Source organism: Acinetobacter seifertii (assembly GCF_016064815.1).
Lineage (GTDB): Bacteria > Pseudomonadota > Gammaproteobacteria > Pseudomonadales > Moraxellaceae > Acinetobacter > Acinetobacter seifertii.
On sequence record NZ_CP065820.1, the window covers coordinates 2,768,361 to 2,781,998 of the forward strand.

Here is a 13,638-nt window from a genome sequence, read left to right on the forward strand (position 1 = left end):
TTAAGAGTACTCTTCACTCATGACTTTATGAATAACAAAATAACTTAAATTGTTAAAAATATGTAATTAAAAATAATATTTAGCTTATCTCATTTGAGAAATTGAGTTGTTAAATTTAAAGTACTTTTAATTAATATTAACTTAAAAATCTTTCTTATTTTTTAATAAAACTCTCGGCAATTTTTAACGCTTCTTGAAATTTTATGTCACTACACACCCAAAAAGATAAAAGCTTCCCATTTAAATGAAAATACTGCTTCTCATATTGAGTTACTTCATCTGAGTGAGGATTTCCCGCACTAAAATAATTTTCGTTATTTTTGCAAACTTTGCCATTTAAAATACCGCCAATACAAATATCCATTTTTATACCAATTATTGATTTAACTTTTTAAGCATAAGTTTAATTTTTATATTATATAAATAAAATAATCAACTTATTTGATTGTTCATGTAAAAAACCCACAAAGGAAGAAGTGGGTTTTTTAACTAAATTAATGATTTTTAAAAATTACTTGAGCAATTTACTCTAAAGATAACCCAATAAAATCATCAAATTATATAAATTTAAGCATTATTCACAATAGTGATATTTGATGCTTGTGGGCCTTTTTTACCCTGTGTCACAGTAAACTGAACACGTTGGCCTTCTAAAAGAACTTTGAAGCCTTGTGTTTGAATTTCAGAAAAATGTGCGAAAACATCTTTACCTTCATCAGATTGAATAAAACCAAAACCTTTAGTTTCATTAAACCATTTTACTGTACCAGTAGTATTAGACATAAATTAATCCTAACTTTTAAAAAATTATCATTTGTTATTGGAGAAACCAATTAAACTCAAAAATATGCGTTTACTTAAATATCTTATAAAATACGGAGGATTATAAATAAAACTGCGAAAAGAAAGATTTAGGTTAACAAGAATATTTTTGTAGTTATGCTCGACTATACACGCTTCTTATCGAATTGCAATCTCTATCTCGATTAATTGATTTTTTACTCATTTCGATCACAGACACCATCTTCTTATTTATTGATTTTAAATACTATTTACAATAAATTTAATTGATTTAATATTGATATATTCATTAGATATATCTCATTTTTTTTACACTCTGAAAATTTTTTCTTCTATAGATTTTTAAGGCTTACTATAAGCTTCATAGTCACTTTGATCAATTACTAAAATATTTTATTATTTTATAAAATATACAGACTTGTATATACATATTATCTCTTCTACTTTAAAGTACGCGTGCAGCTTAATATGTTGATGACAAACAGGAAGTAACCACGTGAACGGTCTTTTAGTATTTATAACCATTGCTTTTCTCACGTTATCCAGCCCCGGACCAGGCGTTTTATTTACAGTAACAAATTCAATTAATTATGGTGTACGAACAGCTTTATTCGGTATTAGTGGTTTAATCATTGGTATGTTTATTATCGCTGTAATTTCTGCAAGTGGTGTTGGACTTATTATTACCAGTAATCCTACCATCTTTACTGTTTTAAAGTTTATTGGAGCCTTTTACTTGATGTACTTAGGCTATAAAAACTTTATCAAAAAGTCCCCTACTCAAGATTTACTAGAAACTGCACATGACGAGAAAGGTATAAAGAAATCGAAACTTTTCTATCAGGGATTATTTGCATCACTACTGAATCCCAAAACAATTGTCTTTTTTATAGCACTTTTCCCACAATTTATTGATATTAAAAAAGAAATATTAAATCAGTTTTTAGTTTTATCTTTAACATTTTGCTTTATTGGTTTTTTAATTCATTTAGTCTATGCCAATTTTTCTTCAATTTTTAAAGAGAAAATGCTCGCTGGGAATAATTTTGCAAAACTAAATAAAGTGAGTGGCTGTATTTTCTTCCTTTTAGCGATTTTACTTATTACTCAGTAAAGTAGTTTTATTTATATAAACCAAACAAAAAACGACCAACTTGTTAAGTGCTTAACAGCCCTTTTGCTTAAAACAGCTTTTGCAAGTTGGTCTTTTTATAAGCTCACACGATTGGCAATCCATCCGAAAAAAAATTGCTCATATTTTGGATTCTTTTCTGTAATTTCAATATAGCGCTGACCTTGCATAATATTAAGGAGACGTACGAGTACCTGCTCACCTTCATGACCGCGCTTATCAATATACATTGATAAAGCCTGCAATGTAGATGGTCCATATTCCCCATCTAATTTAAGATCTGTCCAGCCCTCTTTTCCTTGGCGATTTAACAAGTTCAAGGCCCGTTGCAGAAGCGGTTTTGTAAAGTTGATTCCACAATTTACTCCACTATCAAATAGTTCTTCAGCAGTAGTGGGACTGATTAAATTAACTTGATCAAATCGTGGTTCAAGCCAATATTGTTTCTTATAAATCTCTCTAGCAATTTCTAAAGGTAAATCCTTCATTTCACCTTGATATCCATAACTACGAGCAACTGCTTGAGTAATTCCAAATTTTGTCGCTTGGCCAGAGTCCAGTGGGTCATTTACATATCCACCTTCACGTTTTATAAGTGCATCTAAATATTGTTCAATATTCATAGGACTGTCCTCATTTATACCACCTACTGTTAGATATTAATTTTGAATATCATCTTTTACTTTTTTTAAGTCTTTCATCACTTCAACAATGGTTTTTCCTTCTTGTTTATTAATAAAGTTAAATATCCACCTCACAATCGCCCAACCAGGTAATCCACAAATAAAGAAGAATCCACCTAAAGTAATCATTCCCCATATATCTGTTACCCACTCATGCAAGTTCCATTTCATGATAATGAATGAGCCACCTGTCAAGCTTGAGACAATCGTACAAATCAAACCAACTACCCATTCTTGAGGTGACCGTGGAAAACGCATGATTAGAACAACAGCAACAACCAAACTTATTGCTAGGCCAACCATTATTACTGTCCCATAGAGATTAAAAGCAGTCACTAATCCATCAGTCGTTAAAAACTTTCCCATAACTCAATCCTCACACGCTCTAAAAGGATAAAATCTTATAAACCAATGTTATTTAATACCTTTTAGAGAAACTATTTAAATAAAATCGCTCAATCTCATAAACCTTTTTACCAGCACTTAAGCATTAGCATAAGAACAAGAAAAAAGAGTAAGGTTGATGAATTGCTTCACTTTTTTGACCAAAAATTTGACATAACATGCTGCCGTATATCGGAAACTTTTGTGAGTCATTAAATTCTTTGTTAGATTCTTCATGTTCTTGATACCCTTTATCGACGAACATTAAGCCTGATCCACGGAATCGGGCTTTTTTTATTTCATTTTTTGTTTTTGATAGCTGATCTCTATCACTGATTCACTATCGCCATTTTTTATATTCTGTCGTCCATTGAGGCAGAATAATAATCACTACTTACTAAGCCATTGATAAAAATTAAAAATATATTTAAGTAAAATATTTAGTTCATTCTATCAATGGTTCCTTATAACTGATATTATAACTATAGTTATTATTATTCAATAACTATAGTTGTTTTACTAGATATAACTTAAGTTATATATTTGTTATAAATTAGCTGGTGCGATCACTATGGCTCTTAAAGACCGTTTAAAAGATTCAAGGATTAAAGCTAAGAAAACTCAGGCAGAAGTTGCTGAAGCAGTAAAAATGTCTCAGCCTGCCTACCAAGCTTTAGAATCGGGAAAGAACTTAAAATCTGCTTTTCTTCCACTTATTGCACAGTTTTTAGGTGTAGATGCTTATTGGCTTACCACTGGTAACTCAGAAGATTCTTTTAAAGAAAGTGATGTGTTTAGTCCTACTGTAGTAAGTCATGATGCAGTAGATCAATATCTTTGGATTGATGTGGTTGAAGCAAGTTTTTCTTGTGGTACAGGTGAATCAATCGAATTTCATTTTGATGCAATTAATGGAAAAATTCCTTTTCCTGCTTCTTTTTTTAAAGAAAAGCGCGTTCCTCAAGAGTGTATGCGGATTATTAAAGCCAAAGGCGATAGCATGACCGATTACATTAAAGATGGGGATTTGGTTGGCATTGATATTTCTCAGACTGAAGTCATTGATGGTGAGATTTATGCTGTTTATTTCGCTGGCGAAGGAATGATTAAACAAATTTTTAAAGAGGCAGATGGTTCTTTAATTTTGCATAGCTTAAATGAAAAATTTAGAGACCGCCGTGTAACTGAAGAGAACGGTAAAAACTTTAAGGTTATGGGCCGTCAGTTCTGGCGAGCAGGTTAATTAAGTTATTAAATATAGTTAAAATAATAATTTAAAATTTACTTAGACTTTACTTTTTTATAGTTTTAATTATTTCTATATTCTATAAATATAAAAAAACCTATCTCCATAAAAAGAGATAGGTTTTTCCGCTTTAGTGCCATGTGTTATCAACAATATGTATTTAAACGATAAAGTTGATTAAAACCAGCATAGAAGCTTTTTCCATCTTGGTTTAGCTCAATTTCTTCGCCTGACTGAAGTTGAATTTTTTTACCAACTTCAACCCAACGATATCCATCGAGAGAGTTTTGTTTACGCACATGAGGAACAATCCTCACATTAATTTCATTGCCATTTACGGCTGTGGCAATGTGCCACTCATTTACTATATTCACAATCATTTACTCATCACTGAGCTCATGTGATTTTACGGTATGTAATTAGAACGCTAGATTTAAGGTATGGACAGTTCGTCTAGAATTTAATATTTAGCTTGATATAGGGTTATTTATAAGCTAATTGCTTTTCATGAGTTCGTATCATGAAAAGTGATACATCACAGAGCATAATATTTTTGGATGCGGGAGTCGGATTTGAACCAACGACCTTCGGGTTATGAGCCCGACGAGCTACCAGACTGCTCCACCCCGCAATTGGAAGTAAGCTTTATACGCCTATATATTTTATAAAGCAAACTTTATTTTTTAATCGGTTGTAATTATTAACAATTATCTTTTTATTAATTTTTTCATTTTTTACCACTTGCTCTAAATAGCCGTATCAATTTCCAACTTTTAGCTCGTTAAATTGTTGTATTTATTTTAAATAGAACCCGATATTTATAGACACCAATTGCCTTGCTTGAATAGCTTTTATACTATCTAGATTCTTTCTCTCATTAATACATTTATAGTTTATATGTCTGATCCTCAGTTCTCGCTAAGTGAATATCTCGGCACTGTGCAGGAAGTCATACGCCTGACCTTTGACGATTCCGTATGGGTTAGAGCAGAGATTCGGAATTTAAATATTAAAGGTGGACATTACTATTTAGAACTTGCAGAGAAAGACGCAGATACAGATAAAGTCATCGCCAGTTGTAAGGCAACTATCTGGAAATTTTCAGCGAGTAAAATTGTTCTTAAGTTTGAACGTGAAACAGGAATTGAGTTAGCAAGTGACTTAAATGTTTTAATTAAAATTAGAGCGCGTTTTGATGCGCAATATGGATTTTCAGTCAATATTGAAGAGATAGACTCAAGTTTTACACTTGGTGAAATTGCAAAACGTTATCAACAAATTGTGGAACGTTTAACTCAAGAAGGTTTAATTCACAAAAATAAACTCATCCCTACTCCTTTTGATATACAAAATGTTTTAGTGATTGCTCCTCAAAATGCTGCGGGCCTCGGTGATTTTAAAAAAGATGCAGACGCTCTTGAGCGAAATGGGATTTGTCATTTTGTTTATCAAAATGCAACCTTTCAGGGCAATACGGCTGCCGTTAGTCTGATGGAGTCGTTGGCAACTGGTTTAAAGCAATGGGCAAATTGTTATAACTTCCCACCCGATCTGATTGTAATTATTCGTGGGGGTGGCGCTGTAAATGATTTAGCTTATTTAAATGATTATGAGCTCGCAGCACTACTCTGTAAACGCAGCGTACCAATTTGGGTTGGTATCGGACATGAAAAAGACCGTACCATCCTTGATGAGATTGCACACCGTTCGTTTGATACTCCAAGTAAAGTGATTGCTGGTATTCGCAACCATATTGTTGAACGCGTACAAGAAGCACTAGATAGTCTACAAACGATTAAGCTGCTTTCTCAGCATCAAATCACGACGTATCAAAGCAAAAATGATCAACTGCTTCAACACATTAAGTCTTCGGCACAAAATCAGCTTAACTCGGCGCATCGTCTACTTGACCAGATGAAAGAACGTATTCAGTTTAGCTCACAGCAACAAGTTAAATTTTCATTCGCTCAAATCGAATCTTTAATGAAGGAAATTCTTTTGCAAAACCCGAAACAGGTTCAAGCCAAAGGCTATGCAATAGTCAGATCTGAAGGAAAAGCTATTCGCTCTATACAGCAAATTTCAAGCCCCGCCATTGCAATTGAAATGCAAGATGGTGTGCTTGAAGCCAACATTACACAGGTAATTCCAAATGAAAAATGAAGAGTTAACGTTTAAAGATGGTCATGATATTTTGAAAAAAAATGCTGAGTTATTGGAATCTCAAGAAAGTCCCGATATTGATAATTTAATGAAAGTTGTTGAAGAGTCTATTAGCGCTTACAAAGCTTGCAAGTCTCGAATTGAAGCTGTTCAACAAGCTTTAGATGAAACTTTCAAAGAATAAGATTTCATAAAAAAAGCCCATTCCTACTTCTCATTGAAGGAATGGGCTTAGTGAATACCACTTAGTCCTGAAATGCAAAAATGAGGATTAGGTCACATTTTTGCAAAAACATAGTCCCATAATGACTACCAATGTTCAATATTTTAATTGTGTCTATACGTTAGTTTGGCTTAATTTCCACCATTGAGACTCTAATAAACACAAACTATGTAGTTGGTTATTGTTAAATTTAATTTAATAGTTATTCCTCACTGAATGCACCGATTAACTGATAAATTTTGCTGTCTTTAGGGTTTTCATATAACAAATCCATATTGGGCAAAATAATATCGTCATTAATTTCAATATGTTCAATGCTTTTATGAAGTTCAAGTGCATGGTCATTCATTGGTCTAACTTTTGCCAAAGCAATTGATTCTTTGTCAAACTGATCCTTGATAATTACTTTTAATCTTTTCATAAAAATCTCCTGAAAAATAAATTTTTAATATAAATAATCGGTTAAGTTTAAAATGAGCTAATCGCAGAATAGCCGATTGGCATCGCAAAAAAAGTTAAAATAAATGCAGCCGTACGTTGTAAATTACGTTGATTCAACCAAGTTACTTTATTTGAAATCAGTACTGTTCCAAACATAATCCATAAAAAAGCAATTGGGGTAATTAAAGATAAAAAGACAACAATGTGAATAAAATATAAATTCGGATTTTCCCACGCTGCATGTGGAAAAATCGCTGAAGCAAACAGTAACGCTTTAGGGTTTAAAAGTGTCGCAACAAATAAAGCCTTTGGCGTGATCAGTGGTCGATCTAGCTTAATATCTTCAGTCGATGTTATCCAAAGTTTAAAAGCAAGATAGAGAATGAAACTCGCGCTCATCAATTTTAATATAGCTGGAAGCCATGGAATAAAATGAGATACCGACTCAAGTAAAACACCCCATGAGGTAATCGCGATCAGGTAACCTATTACCTCTGCTGGAATTAACTTAAGAGAATGCTTTACCCCTGCTTGCAAGCCAGCCGAGGCTAATAATGTATTTGTTGGTCCTGGAGTCAGCAAGATAGTGACTACAAGTCCAATAAATAAAAATGACACCATAGGCCAAAACTCACTGATTGCTCTAGGCGAAATATGTCAAAAAAGAGCATCTATTGTCGACAAAATCGTTGTAACAAGAAATATTACAAATACTTTTTTATTTTTAAAATCAAAATCATATTAAAAAGTGAACTTAGATTCATTATAATTTGTTTAATTTTTAATTTGCAAAATACGTCACACATTTTTTTAATGAGTTTCAGTCAGATTATATTATTTTTTAACTATTGCACAAAATGATCACATGACTTGAAATTGCCAAATTGATCAATATATATACAATTAGAAATCGTGATTTTATTGAATAGATGTATCGCTCCCCATCAATTCATTGATTGTCGCTTTCATCGAATTAAATAGTTGATGGAGGATGCATGATGAATGCTTATGTTCGCCCTCATCCCGATGGGTTTAAAGCTTATTTAGGTAAAAATCAGAAAACCGGTCTCTACATTGTTCGACTTGGCTGGACAATATATGAAACCAATGCAAACGGTTCTGTTCTATATTTAGTCAAGAATGAAGATAAGATTCCATTGGATGTAGATAAGTTTAAAACTGACCGGCCCAAAATTTATGCTGCTCTTCTTAATGAAGTTCAGTTTCAACGCAAGAAACAACTGGCGATTGATCTTCAAAAGTCCAATATCCCTTCTTATGACCGTAAAGCCTACAAAAAACGACGCGGCTTTATAAGTTCTTAAAATTATCTATTTCGTCGCTATATACAGAAAAAGCACCCTCGGGTGCTTTTTCTTTTAACGACCAGTTGTAATTAATACGAACATACTCAGTATTAATGTGCTTAATGATCGTTTGCAATGGATGTGGACTTCATGCTCAGCTCCGTGAGCGTATTGATTAACGTTTTCCATTTCGTGTCCTTCAAAGTTCACATTCCTAATTTGCCTAATATTCACACAATAAGAAATTAGCCAAAAGTATTATATGCAATTAAATTTAACACAATCCTTAAATTTAAATCCCCTATCAATTTCAAAAAATACGAGCATTTAAGCTAAAAGTTGGATGTAACATTCTACTACGAGGTTAATTATGTATTAGCGATTTGTAGACCTTTCATCTCAAACAGCCATGCCTTAAAAATGATCTTCTAAAATAGAAAATATAACGATATTCCATTTTTTAATAATAGTCTTCGATAGGAGAACTCTTATGGAAATTCAACAAGAAACAAACTCGGCTTTATTTTGTGACACCTCTACCTCAGTTCAAGCCTGTATTGAATGTATGATCGCCTGTAAAACTTGTGCAGCTGCATGTTTGCAAGAGGAACATGTCCATATGATGCGAGAGTGTATTAAGCATTGCATGACATGTGTAGAAACCTGCCAACTGTGTACATCTTTAGAGTTAAGAAATTCTGAACTTGCTGAACAAGCCATGCAATTGTGCGCCAATGCCTGTCAACTTTGTGCAGCAGAATGTAGTAAACATGAACATGAGCACTGTCAAATCTGTGCAAAAGCATGTTTAGCTTGTGCTCAAGCGTGTTTGGCCTATCGCGCCTAAATTTTTAACCATCTAAAGCCTACGCAATCTTTAGATCGTAGGCTTATTAAAATCTAATAAATAACAGAAAATTATATGTTTTTTATTTAAGTCGAGTTAATCGTCACTTTTCTATAGGCATAAAAAAAACCCGCATCTTGGGGAAAATGCAGGCTCTTAGATCTCCCACAACGACCATGAGTTCATTATTAAGCTTGAACTTTAAACCGTTGATTAAATGTACCCTTAATAAAAACAAATTACAATACAGAATAGTCTGTTTATTTAAAATATTTTGTTATTTTTACATTAATTTTTCATAAATAGTCTAAAAATTTATGCACTTCTCAAACTAGAAATAGTTTTCTACAGGCATTAAAAAAGCCCGTTTCACGGGCTTTTCTGCAACGGTGAGCAATCTAAGATTTGTGTCTATCCATCTCTTACATGCTCTTTGCTAGCTATATGTAAGGTCTTATCGTATCTTTTGCCCTGTCCCAAGTTTCCCTGTGGATCGAGGAGATATTACGATTACCTTAGGTACAATTATAGCACATTATTTATTCATGACTAGTCTTGTTCACGTTTTTTTACAAATGAATAAAATACGATCCAACCTTAATATTTAAGGGTTTTCTACTCCATTTTGATATTGGCGAGCACTATCGCAAATTGGATACCATTTCACTTTTGAAGACACAAAAGCATGAGAAATGACAGATGTCGATATTTCTTCATTAATGAGTCCTACCCTCAAACGCACTACTTCAGGCTTATCTAGACGTTCACTCCAGATCGGTGAACCACAAGTTTTACAGAACACTCTCTTTTTATTAGGTGATGCAAAATAAGCCTGTAAAAGATTTTCACCCTGCACAATATTTAAGTCATTTTTTTGTACTTGAGTAATGGCAGCGAAAGCAGCACCTTGGGCTTTTTGACACTGTGTGCAATGACACACCATGATGGGTTCTAATTCGCTATTAATTTGTAGTTGGATACCATTACATAGACAAGATGCCGTATACACTATAATTTTCCTTTTTTATTTTAATGAAACTTAGCTTACACCCACACCTTTTTCAATGTGATCTAAGATCGCACAAGAAGCTTGCTGGTTGCCGCAGCAATCATCGGCTGAAGCCTGCAAAATATTAACCATTTCTTGGAGATGGGCAATTTTCTGTTTTAATTCGGCAATGTGTTTTACCGTTAAGGCTTTCACCTCTGCACTCTGCCGGCCTGTATTTTTCCAAAGCGAAATAAGCTCTTTCATCTGTTCAGATGAAAAACCTAACTCTCGAGCATGCTTTAAAAAGTTTAAAGTTTTAAGGTCTGTTTCTGAATAAATGCGATAGCCAGAAGCAGAACGCTGAGCTGCTTCAAGTAAACCGATTTCTTCATAGTAGCGAATCATTTTCGCCGAAATACCCGAATGTTTGGATGCCTGACCGATATTCATCTCACACCTCAAATATTAAATTTGGTTTAAGACCTGCTGTCATGATCTTAAACCAAAAGTTGATTTTCAGCACCCTTACTGTACGAGCGCATGAAAACGTTTTAAGCGTAATGCATTGCCTAAAACAAAAACCGAAGAAAGTGCCATCGCGCCTGCTGCAAACATCGGTGAAAGTAATACACCAAATGCTGGATATAGCGCACCTGCTGCAATTGGAATTAAAGCAACGTTATATACAAATGCCCAGAACAGGTTTTGACGTATGTTTCGCATGGTTGCTTTACTTAATGCAATTGCGTTCGGTACGCCTTTTAAACTACCTGACATCAATACAACATCGGCAGCTTCAATGGCAACATCTGTTCCTGTACCGATGGCTAAGCCAACATCTGCTTGCGCCAAGGCTGGTGCATCGTTAATACCGTCACCTACAAAGGCCAAACGACCATATTGTTTTTGCAGTTGGCGAACTGTGTCCACTTTGCCTTCGGGTAAAACTTCTGCCACAACTTCATCAATATTCAGCTTTTTGGCAATTGCTTGCGCCGTATGACGGTTGTCGCCTGTAATCATGGCAACCTTGAGACCTAATTGATGCAAGGCCTCAATCGCAGCATAGGTTGTTTCTTTAATTGGATCCGCCACAGCAATAATTGCAGCTAGTTGTTGGTCAATAGCAACATACAGCGGTGTTTTGCCTTCTTCACCTAATTGAGCAGCAATCGCGTAGAATGAGTTGGTGTCTAAACCAAGTTGGTGGATATAACGATCTGCGCCAATTTGCACTTTTTGGCCTGAAACTTCCGCCTCAATACCTGAACCTGTAATCGAGTTAAATGCTGTTACCGGTAATAAGTTTAAGCCTTCACTTTCTGCTGCTTGAACAATCGCAAGAGCAATTGGATGTTCAGACTTAGCTTCGACTGAGGCAACTAAAGTTAGCACTTGTTCACGTTCAAAGCCAGATTGCACATTAAAGTCTGTTAGTGTCGGTTTACCTTCGGTCAGTGTGCCCGTTTTATCAACTGCAACGACCTGCGCTTCTTGCAAAAGCTGCAAAGCTTCACCTTTACGGAACAGAACCCCTAACTCAGCACCACGTCCAGTACCGACCATAATAGAAGTTGGTGTTGCAAGCCCCATCGCACAAGGACACGCAATAATCAGTACCGCAACAGCATTCACTAAACCAAAAGTCAACGCAGGTTCTGGCCCAAAAATAAACCAAACCAAGAAAGTAATTGCAGCAACTAGCATGACAGCCGGTACAAACCACATGGTGACTTTATCGACCAAACCCTGAATCGGAAGTTTAGAACCTTGGGCCTGCTCAACCATGCGAATAATTTGTGAAAGTACAGAAGAAGAACCAACGGCGGTTGCCCGAATGTTTAGAGTACCGTTTTGGTTGACCGTACCACCGACCACCTGCTCTCCTATTTTCTTTTCAACAGGAACAGGCTCACCCGTAATCATAGATTCATCAATGTAGCTGTGTCCGTCAACCACTTCACCATCGACAGACACACGTTCACCCGGGCGAATTTCTACAATCGTTCCGCTGACCACTTCGGCAACAGCAACTTCCACCACTTGACCATCACGCTGAATACGAGCTGTTTTAGGCTGCATTCCCACTAAATGTTGAATAGCTTGCGAGGTTCGTCCTTTAGCTTTTGCTTCAAAATATCGTCCGAGCAAAATTAAACTGACAATAACGGCAGCCGCTTCAAAGTAAACATTGACCGTGCCTTCGGGTAAAAACTGCGGCATAAAGGTTGCCACAACTGAAAAGCTATAGGCAGCTAAGTTGCCAACAGCAACCAGCGAGTTCATATCTGGCGCTAAACGTAATAAGGCCGGAATACCTTTTTGGTAAAAACGGCGACCAGGAAAAACGAGTACTAATGTGGTCAAAACAAACTGTAAAAGCCAGCTATTGTATTGACCAATCGTATGCATGACCCACATGTGAAAAGCTGGAATGAGATGTGAACCCATTTCCAAAATAAACACAGGTAAAGCCAACACAATCGAAATGATCAAATCTTTTTTTAGCTGATCTAACTCTGACGCTTTTTTATCGAGCTGCTCATCTTGATTTTTTTCTGATGCTTTTGCGTCATAACCTGCTTTTTTAACAGCGCGAATTAAGTCTTCAATATTGACTGATGCATCTGCCTGCACCCAAGCTTGCTCTGTTGCTAAGTTGACTGTGGCTTCTTGAACGCCTTCTACTTTTTTAAGGGCCTTTTCAACACGTGCAACACAAGATGCACAAGTCATACCCTCAATAGACAATTCTACTGGTGCAGCTTTTGGAACATCATAACCTGCTCGTTCAACTGCTTTAACCAGTGCTTCGCGCTGAATCGGTTGATTTGAATAAACAACGGCTTTTTCTGTTGCCAAATTAACGTTAGCAATCTCTACATTTTCAACTTTCTTAAGTGCTTTTTCGACACGCCCTACACACGAGGCACAGGTCATGCCTTCAATTGGAAGTGTTTCACTATATGCTGGCAATTTTGTGTTTTTTGAGTCCATCAAACACCTCTGCAAATCTGCAAAATTTAATATTCTGTATTGAGCATACAGATTCCCATCATGGGAAGGTCAAGCATATTTTTTTAAAAAATTGGTCTTGACCTTACAATCATGACAAGGTTTAGACTCAGTGTTATCCAAACAAACATCTCATTCTTGATGGAGTATGAACATGAAACTACTTATTGAAAATATGACTTGTGGTGGCTGCGCTCGTGGCGTGACTGCGACGATTCAAGATATCGATCCAAATGCCAAAGTAGATGTAGATTTAACGACCAAAATCGTGACTGTTGAAAGCAGTGAAAGCGTTGATAAAATTACTGAAGCACTTGAAGAAGATGGTTTCCCAGCTCAAGTGCAATAATCAATAAGGCCTAACGTTTAAAGTTAGGCCTTTATTTTGTGTTTGTTGATATTGTC

At 35.3% G+C, this 13,638-nt stretch carries 17 protein-coding genes and 1 tRNA gene; 7 read left to right on the top strand and 11 right to left on the bottom strand.

Annotated features, from left to right (window positions below; translation table 11 throughout):
- Nucleotides 1–154: 154 nt before the first annotated feature.
- Together I8T81_RS12855 and I8T81_RS12860 are read right to left on the bottom strand one after the other, a co-directional pair.
- The gene (locus I8T81_RS12855) at nucleotides 155–364 is read right to left on the bottom strand and encodes a hypothetical protein (RefSeq protein WP_077164550.1); all 210 of its coding nucleotides are present in this window, start codon (nucleotides 362–364) and stop codon (nucleotides 155–157) included.
- Nucleotides 365–567: 203 nt separating this feature from the next.
- Nucleotides 568–783: a cold-shock protein gene (locus I8T81_RS12860; protein ID WP_004702680.1), complete on the bottom strand. Its 216-nt coding sequence runs from the start codon at nucleotides 781–783 to the stop codon at nucleotides 568–570.
- Between the two features lie 514 nt (nucleotides 784–1,297).
- Between I8T81_RS12860 and I8T81_RS12865 the strand changes: the two genes are divergently transcribed.
- Nucleotides 1,298–1,915 carry a LysE family translocator gene (locus tag I8T81_RS12865; protein ID WP_019457414.1) on the top strand — a complete coding sequence of 206 codons (618 nt, stop codon included), beginning with the start codon at nucleotides 1,298–1,300 and terminating at the stop codon, nucleotides 1,913–1,915.
- Between the two features lie 95 nt (nucleotides 1,916–2,010).
- Here the strand turns inward: I8T81_RS12865 and I8T81_RS12870 are convergent, their stop codons facing one another.
- Nucleotides 2,011–2,556, bottom strand: coding sequence for a glycoside hydrolase family 108 protein (locus I8T81_RS12870; RefSeq protein ID WP_198071376.1), 546 nt, complete (start codon nucleotides 2,554–2,556; stop codon nucleotides 2,011–2,013).
- 36 nt (nucleotides 2,557–2,592) lie between these two features.
- Nucleotides 2,593–2,982: a hypothetical protein gene (locus I8T81_RS12875; RefSeq protein ID WP_198071377.1), complete on the bottom strand. Its 390-nt coding sequence runs from the start codon at nucleotides 2,980–2,982 to the stop codon at nucleotides 2,593–2,595.
- Nucleotides 2,983–3,571: 589 nt separating this feature from the next.
- Here I8T81_RS12875 and I8T81_RS12880 point away from each other — a divergent pair.
- The gene (locus I8T81_RS12880) at nucleotides 3,572–4,243 is read left to right on the top strand and encodes an XRE family transcriptional regulator (RefSeq protein ID WP_019457418.1); all 672 of its coding nucleotides are present in this window, start codon (nucleotides 3,572–3,574) and stop codon (nucleotides 4,241–4,243) included.
- A gap of 149 nt (nucleotides 4,244–4,392) precedes the next feature.
- Here I8T81_RS12880 and I8T81_RS12885 read toward each other — a convergent pair whose 3' ends face one another.
- Nucleotides 4,393–4,626: a hypothetical protein gene (locus tag I8T81_RS12885; RefSeq protein ID WP_002119938.1), complete on the bottom strand. Its 234-nt coding sequence runs from the start codon at nucleotides 4,624–4,626 to the stop codon at nucleotides 4,393–4,395.
- A gap of 174 nt (nucleotides 4,627–4,800) precedes the next feature.
- Nucleotides 4,801–4,877 (bottom strand) — tRNA-Met (locus tag I8T81_RS12890).
- Nucleotides 4,878–5,143: 266 nt separating this feature from the next.
- Between I8T81_RS12890 and xseA the strand changes: the two genes are divergently transcribed.
- Nucleotides 5,144–6,409, top strand: coding sequence for an exodeoxyribonuclease VII large subunit (xseA, locus tag I8T81_RS12895; protein WP_198071378.1), 1,266 nt, complete (start codon nucleotides 5,144–5,146; stop codon nucleotides 6,407–6,409).
- A complete protein-coding gene (gene xseB / locus I8T81_RS12900) occupies nucleotides 6,399–6,593 on the top strand; it encodes an exodeoxyribonuclease VII small subunit (RefSeq protein WP_004702693.1) in 195 nt (64 codons plus the stop codon). Before xseA ends, xseB begins: the two co-directional genes overlap by 11 nt.
- A 241-nt stretch (nucleotides 6,594–6,834) precedes the next feature.
- On the opposite strand, the gene I8T81_RS12905 is transcribed toward xseB, so the two are convergent.
- A complete protein-coding gene (locus tag I8T81_RS12905) occupies nucleotides 6,835–7,053 on the bottom strand; it encodes a hypothetical protein (protein ID WP_198071379.1) in 219 nt (72 codons plus the stop codon).
- 47 nt (nucleotides 7,054–7,100) lie between these two features.
- Nucleotides 7,101–7,694 (bottom strand): LysE family translocator, encoded by a 594-nt coding sequence (locus tag I8T81_RS12910; RefSeq protein ID WP_004702695.1) that lies wholly within the window; start codon nucleotides 7,692–7,694, stop codon nucleotides 7,101–7,103.
- A 374-nt stretch (nucleotides 7,695–8,068) separates the two neighbouring features.
- Between I8T81_RS12910 and I8T81_RS12915 the strand changes: the two genes are divergently transcribed.
- Both I8T81_RS12915 and I8T81_RS12920 read left to right on the top strand, forming a co-directional pair.
- A complete protein-coding gene (locus I8T81_RS12915; RefSeq protein WP_198071380.1) occupies nucleotides 8,069–8,398 on the top strand; it encodes a hypothetical protein in 330 nt (109 codons plus the stop codon).
- 472 nt (nucleotides 8,399–8,870) lie between these two features.
- The gene (locus I8T81_RS12920; RefSeq protein WP_005303648.1) at nucleotides 8,871–9,227 is read left to right on the top strand and encodes a four-helix bundle copper-binding protein; all 357 of its coding nucleotides are present in this window, start codon (nucleotides 8,871–8,873) and stop codon (nucleotides 9,225–9,227) included.
- A gap of 604 nt (nucleotides 9,228–9,831) precedes the next feature.
- Here I8T81_RS12920 and I8T81_RS12925 read toward each other — a convergent pair.
- From I8T81_RS12925 to I8T81_RS12935, 3 genes are all read right to left on the bottom strand, one after another.
- The gene (locus tag I8T81_RS12925) at nucleotides 9,832–10,239 is read right to left on the bottom strand and encodes a GFA family protein (protein ID WP_191017774.1); all 408 of its coding nucleotides are present in this window, start codon (nucleotides 10,237–10,239) and stop codon (nucleotides 9,832–9,834) included.
- Nucleotides 10,240–10,266: 27 nt separating this feature from the next.
- Nucleotides 10,267–10,668, bottom strand: coding sequence for a Cu(I)-responsive transcriptional regulator (cueR, locus tag I8T81_RS12930; RefSeq protein ID WP_191015205.1), 402 nt, complete (start codon nucleotides 10,666–10,668; stop codon nucleotides 10,267–10,269).
- A gap of 75 nt (nucleotides 10,669–10,743) precedes the next feature.
- Nucleotides 10,744–13,215 (bottom strand): heavy metal translocating P-type ATPase, encoded by a 2,472-nt coding sequence (locus I8T81_RS12935; RefSeq protein ID WP_198071381.1) that lies wholly within the window; start codon nucleotides 13,213–13,215, stop codon nucleotides 10,744–10,746.
- 166 nt (nucleotides 13,216–13,381) lie between these two features.
- On the opposite strand from I8T81_RS12935, the gene I8T81_RS12940 reads away from it, so the two are divergent.
- Nucleotides 13,382–13,582: a heavy-metal-associated domain-containing protein gene (locus I8T81_RS12940; protein WP_075382609.1), complete on the top strand. Its 201-nt coding sequence runs from the start codon at nucleotides 13,382–13,384 to the stop codon at nucleotides 13,580–13,582.
- Nucleotides 13,583–13,638: the final 56 nt, after the last annotated feature.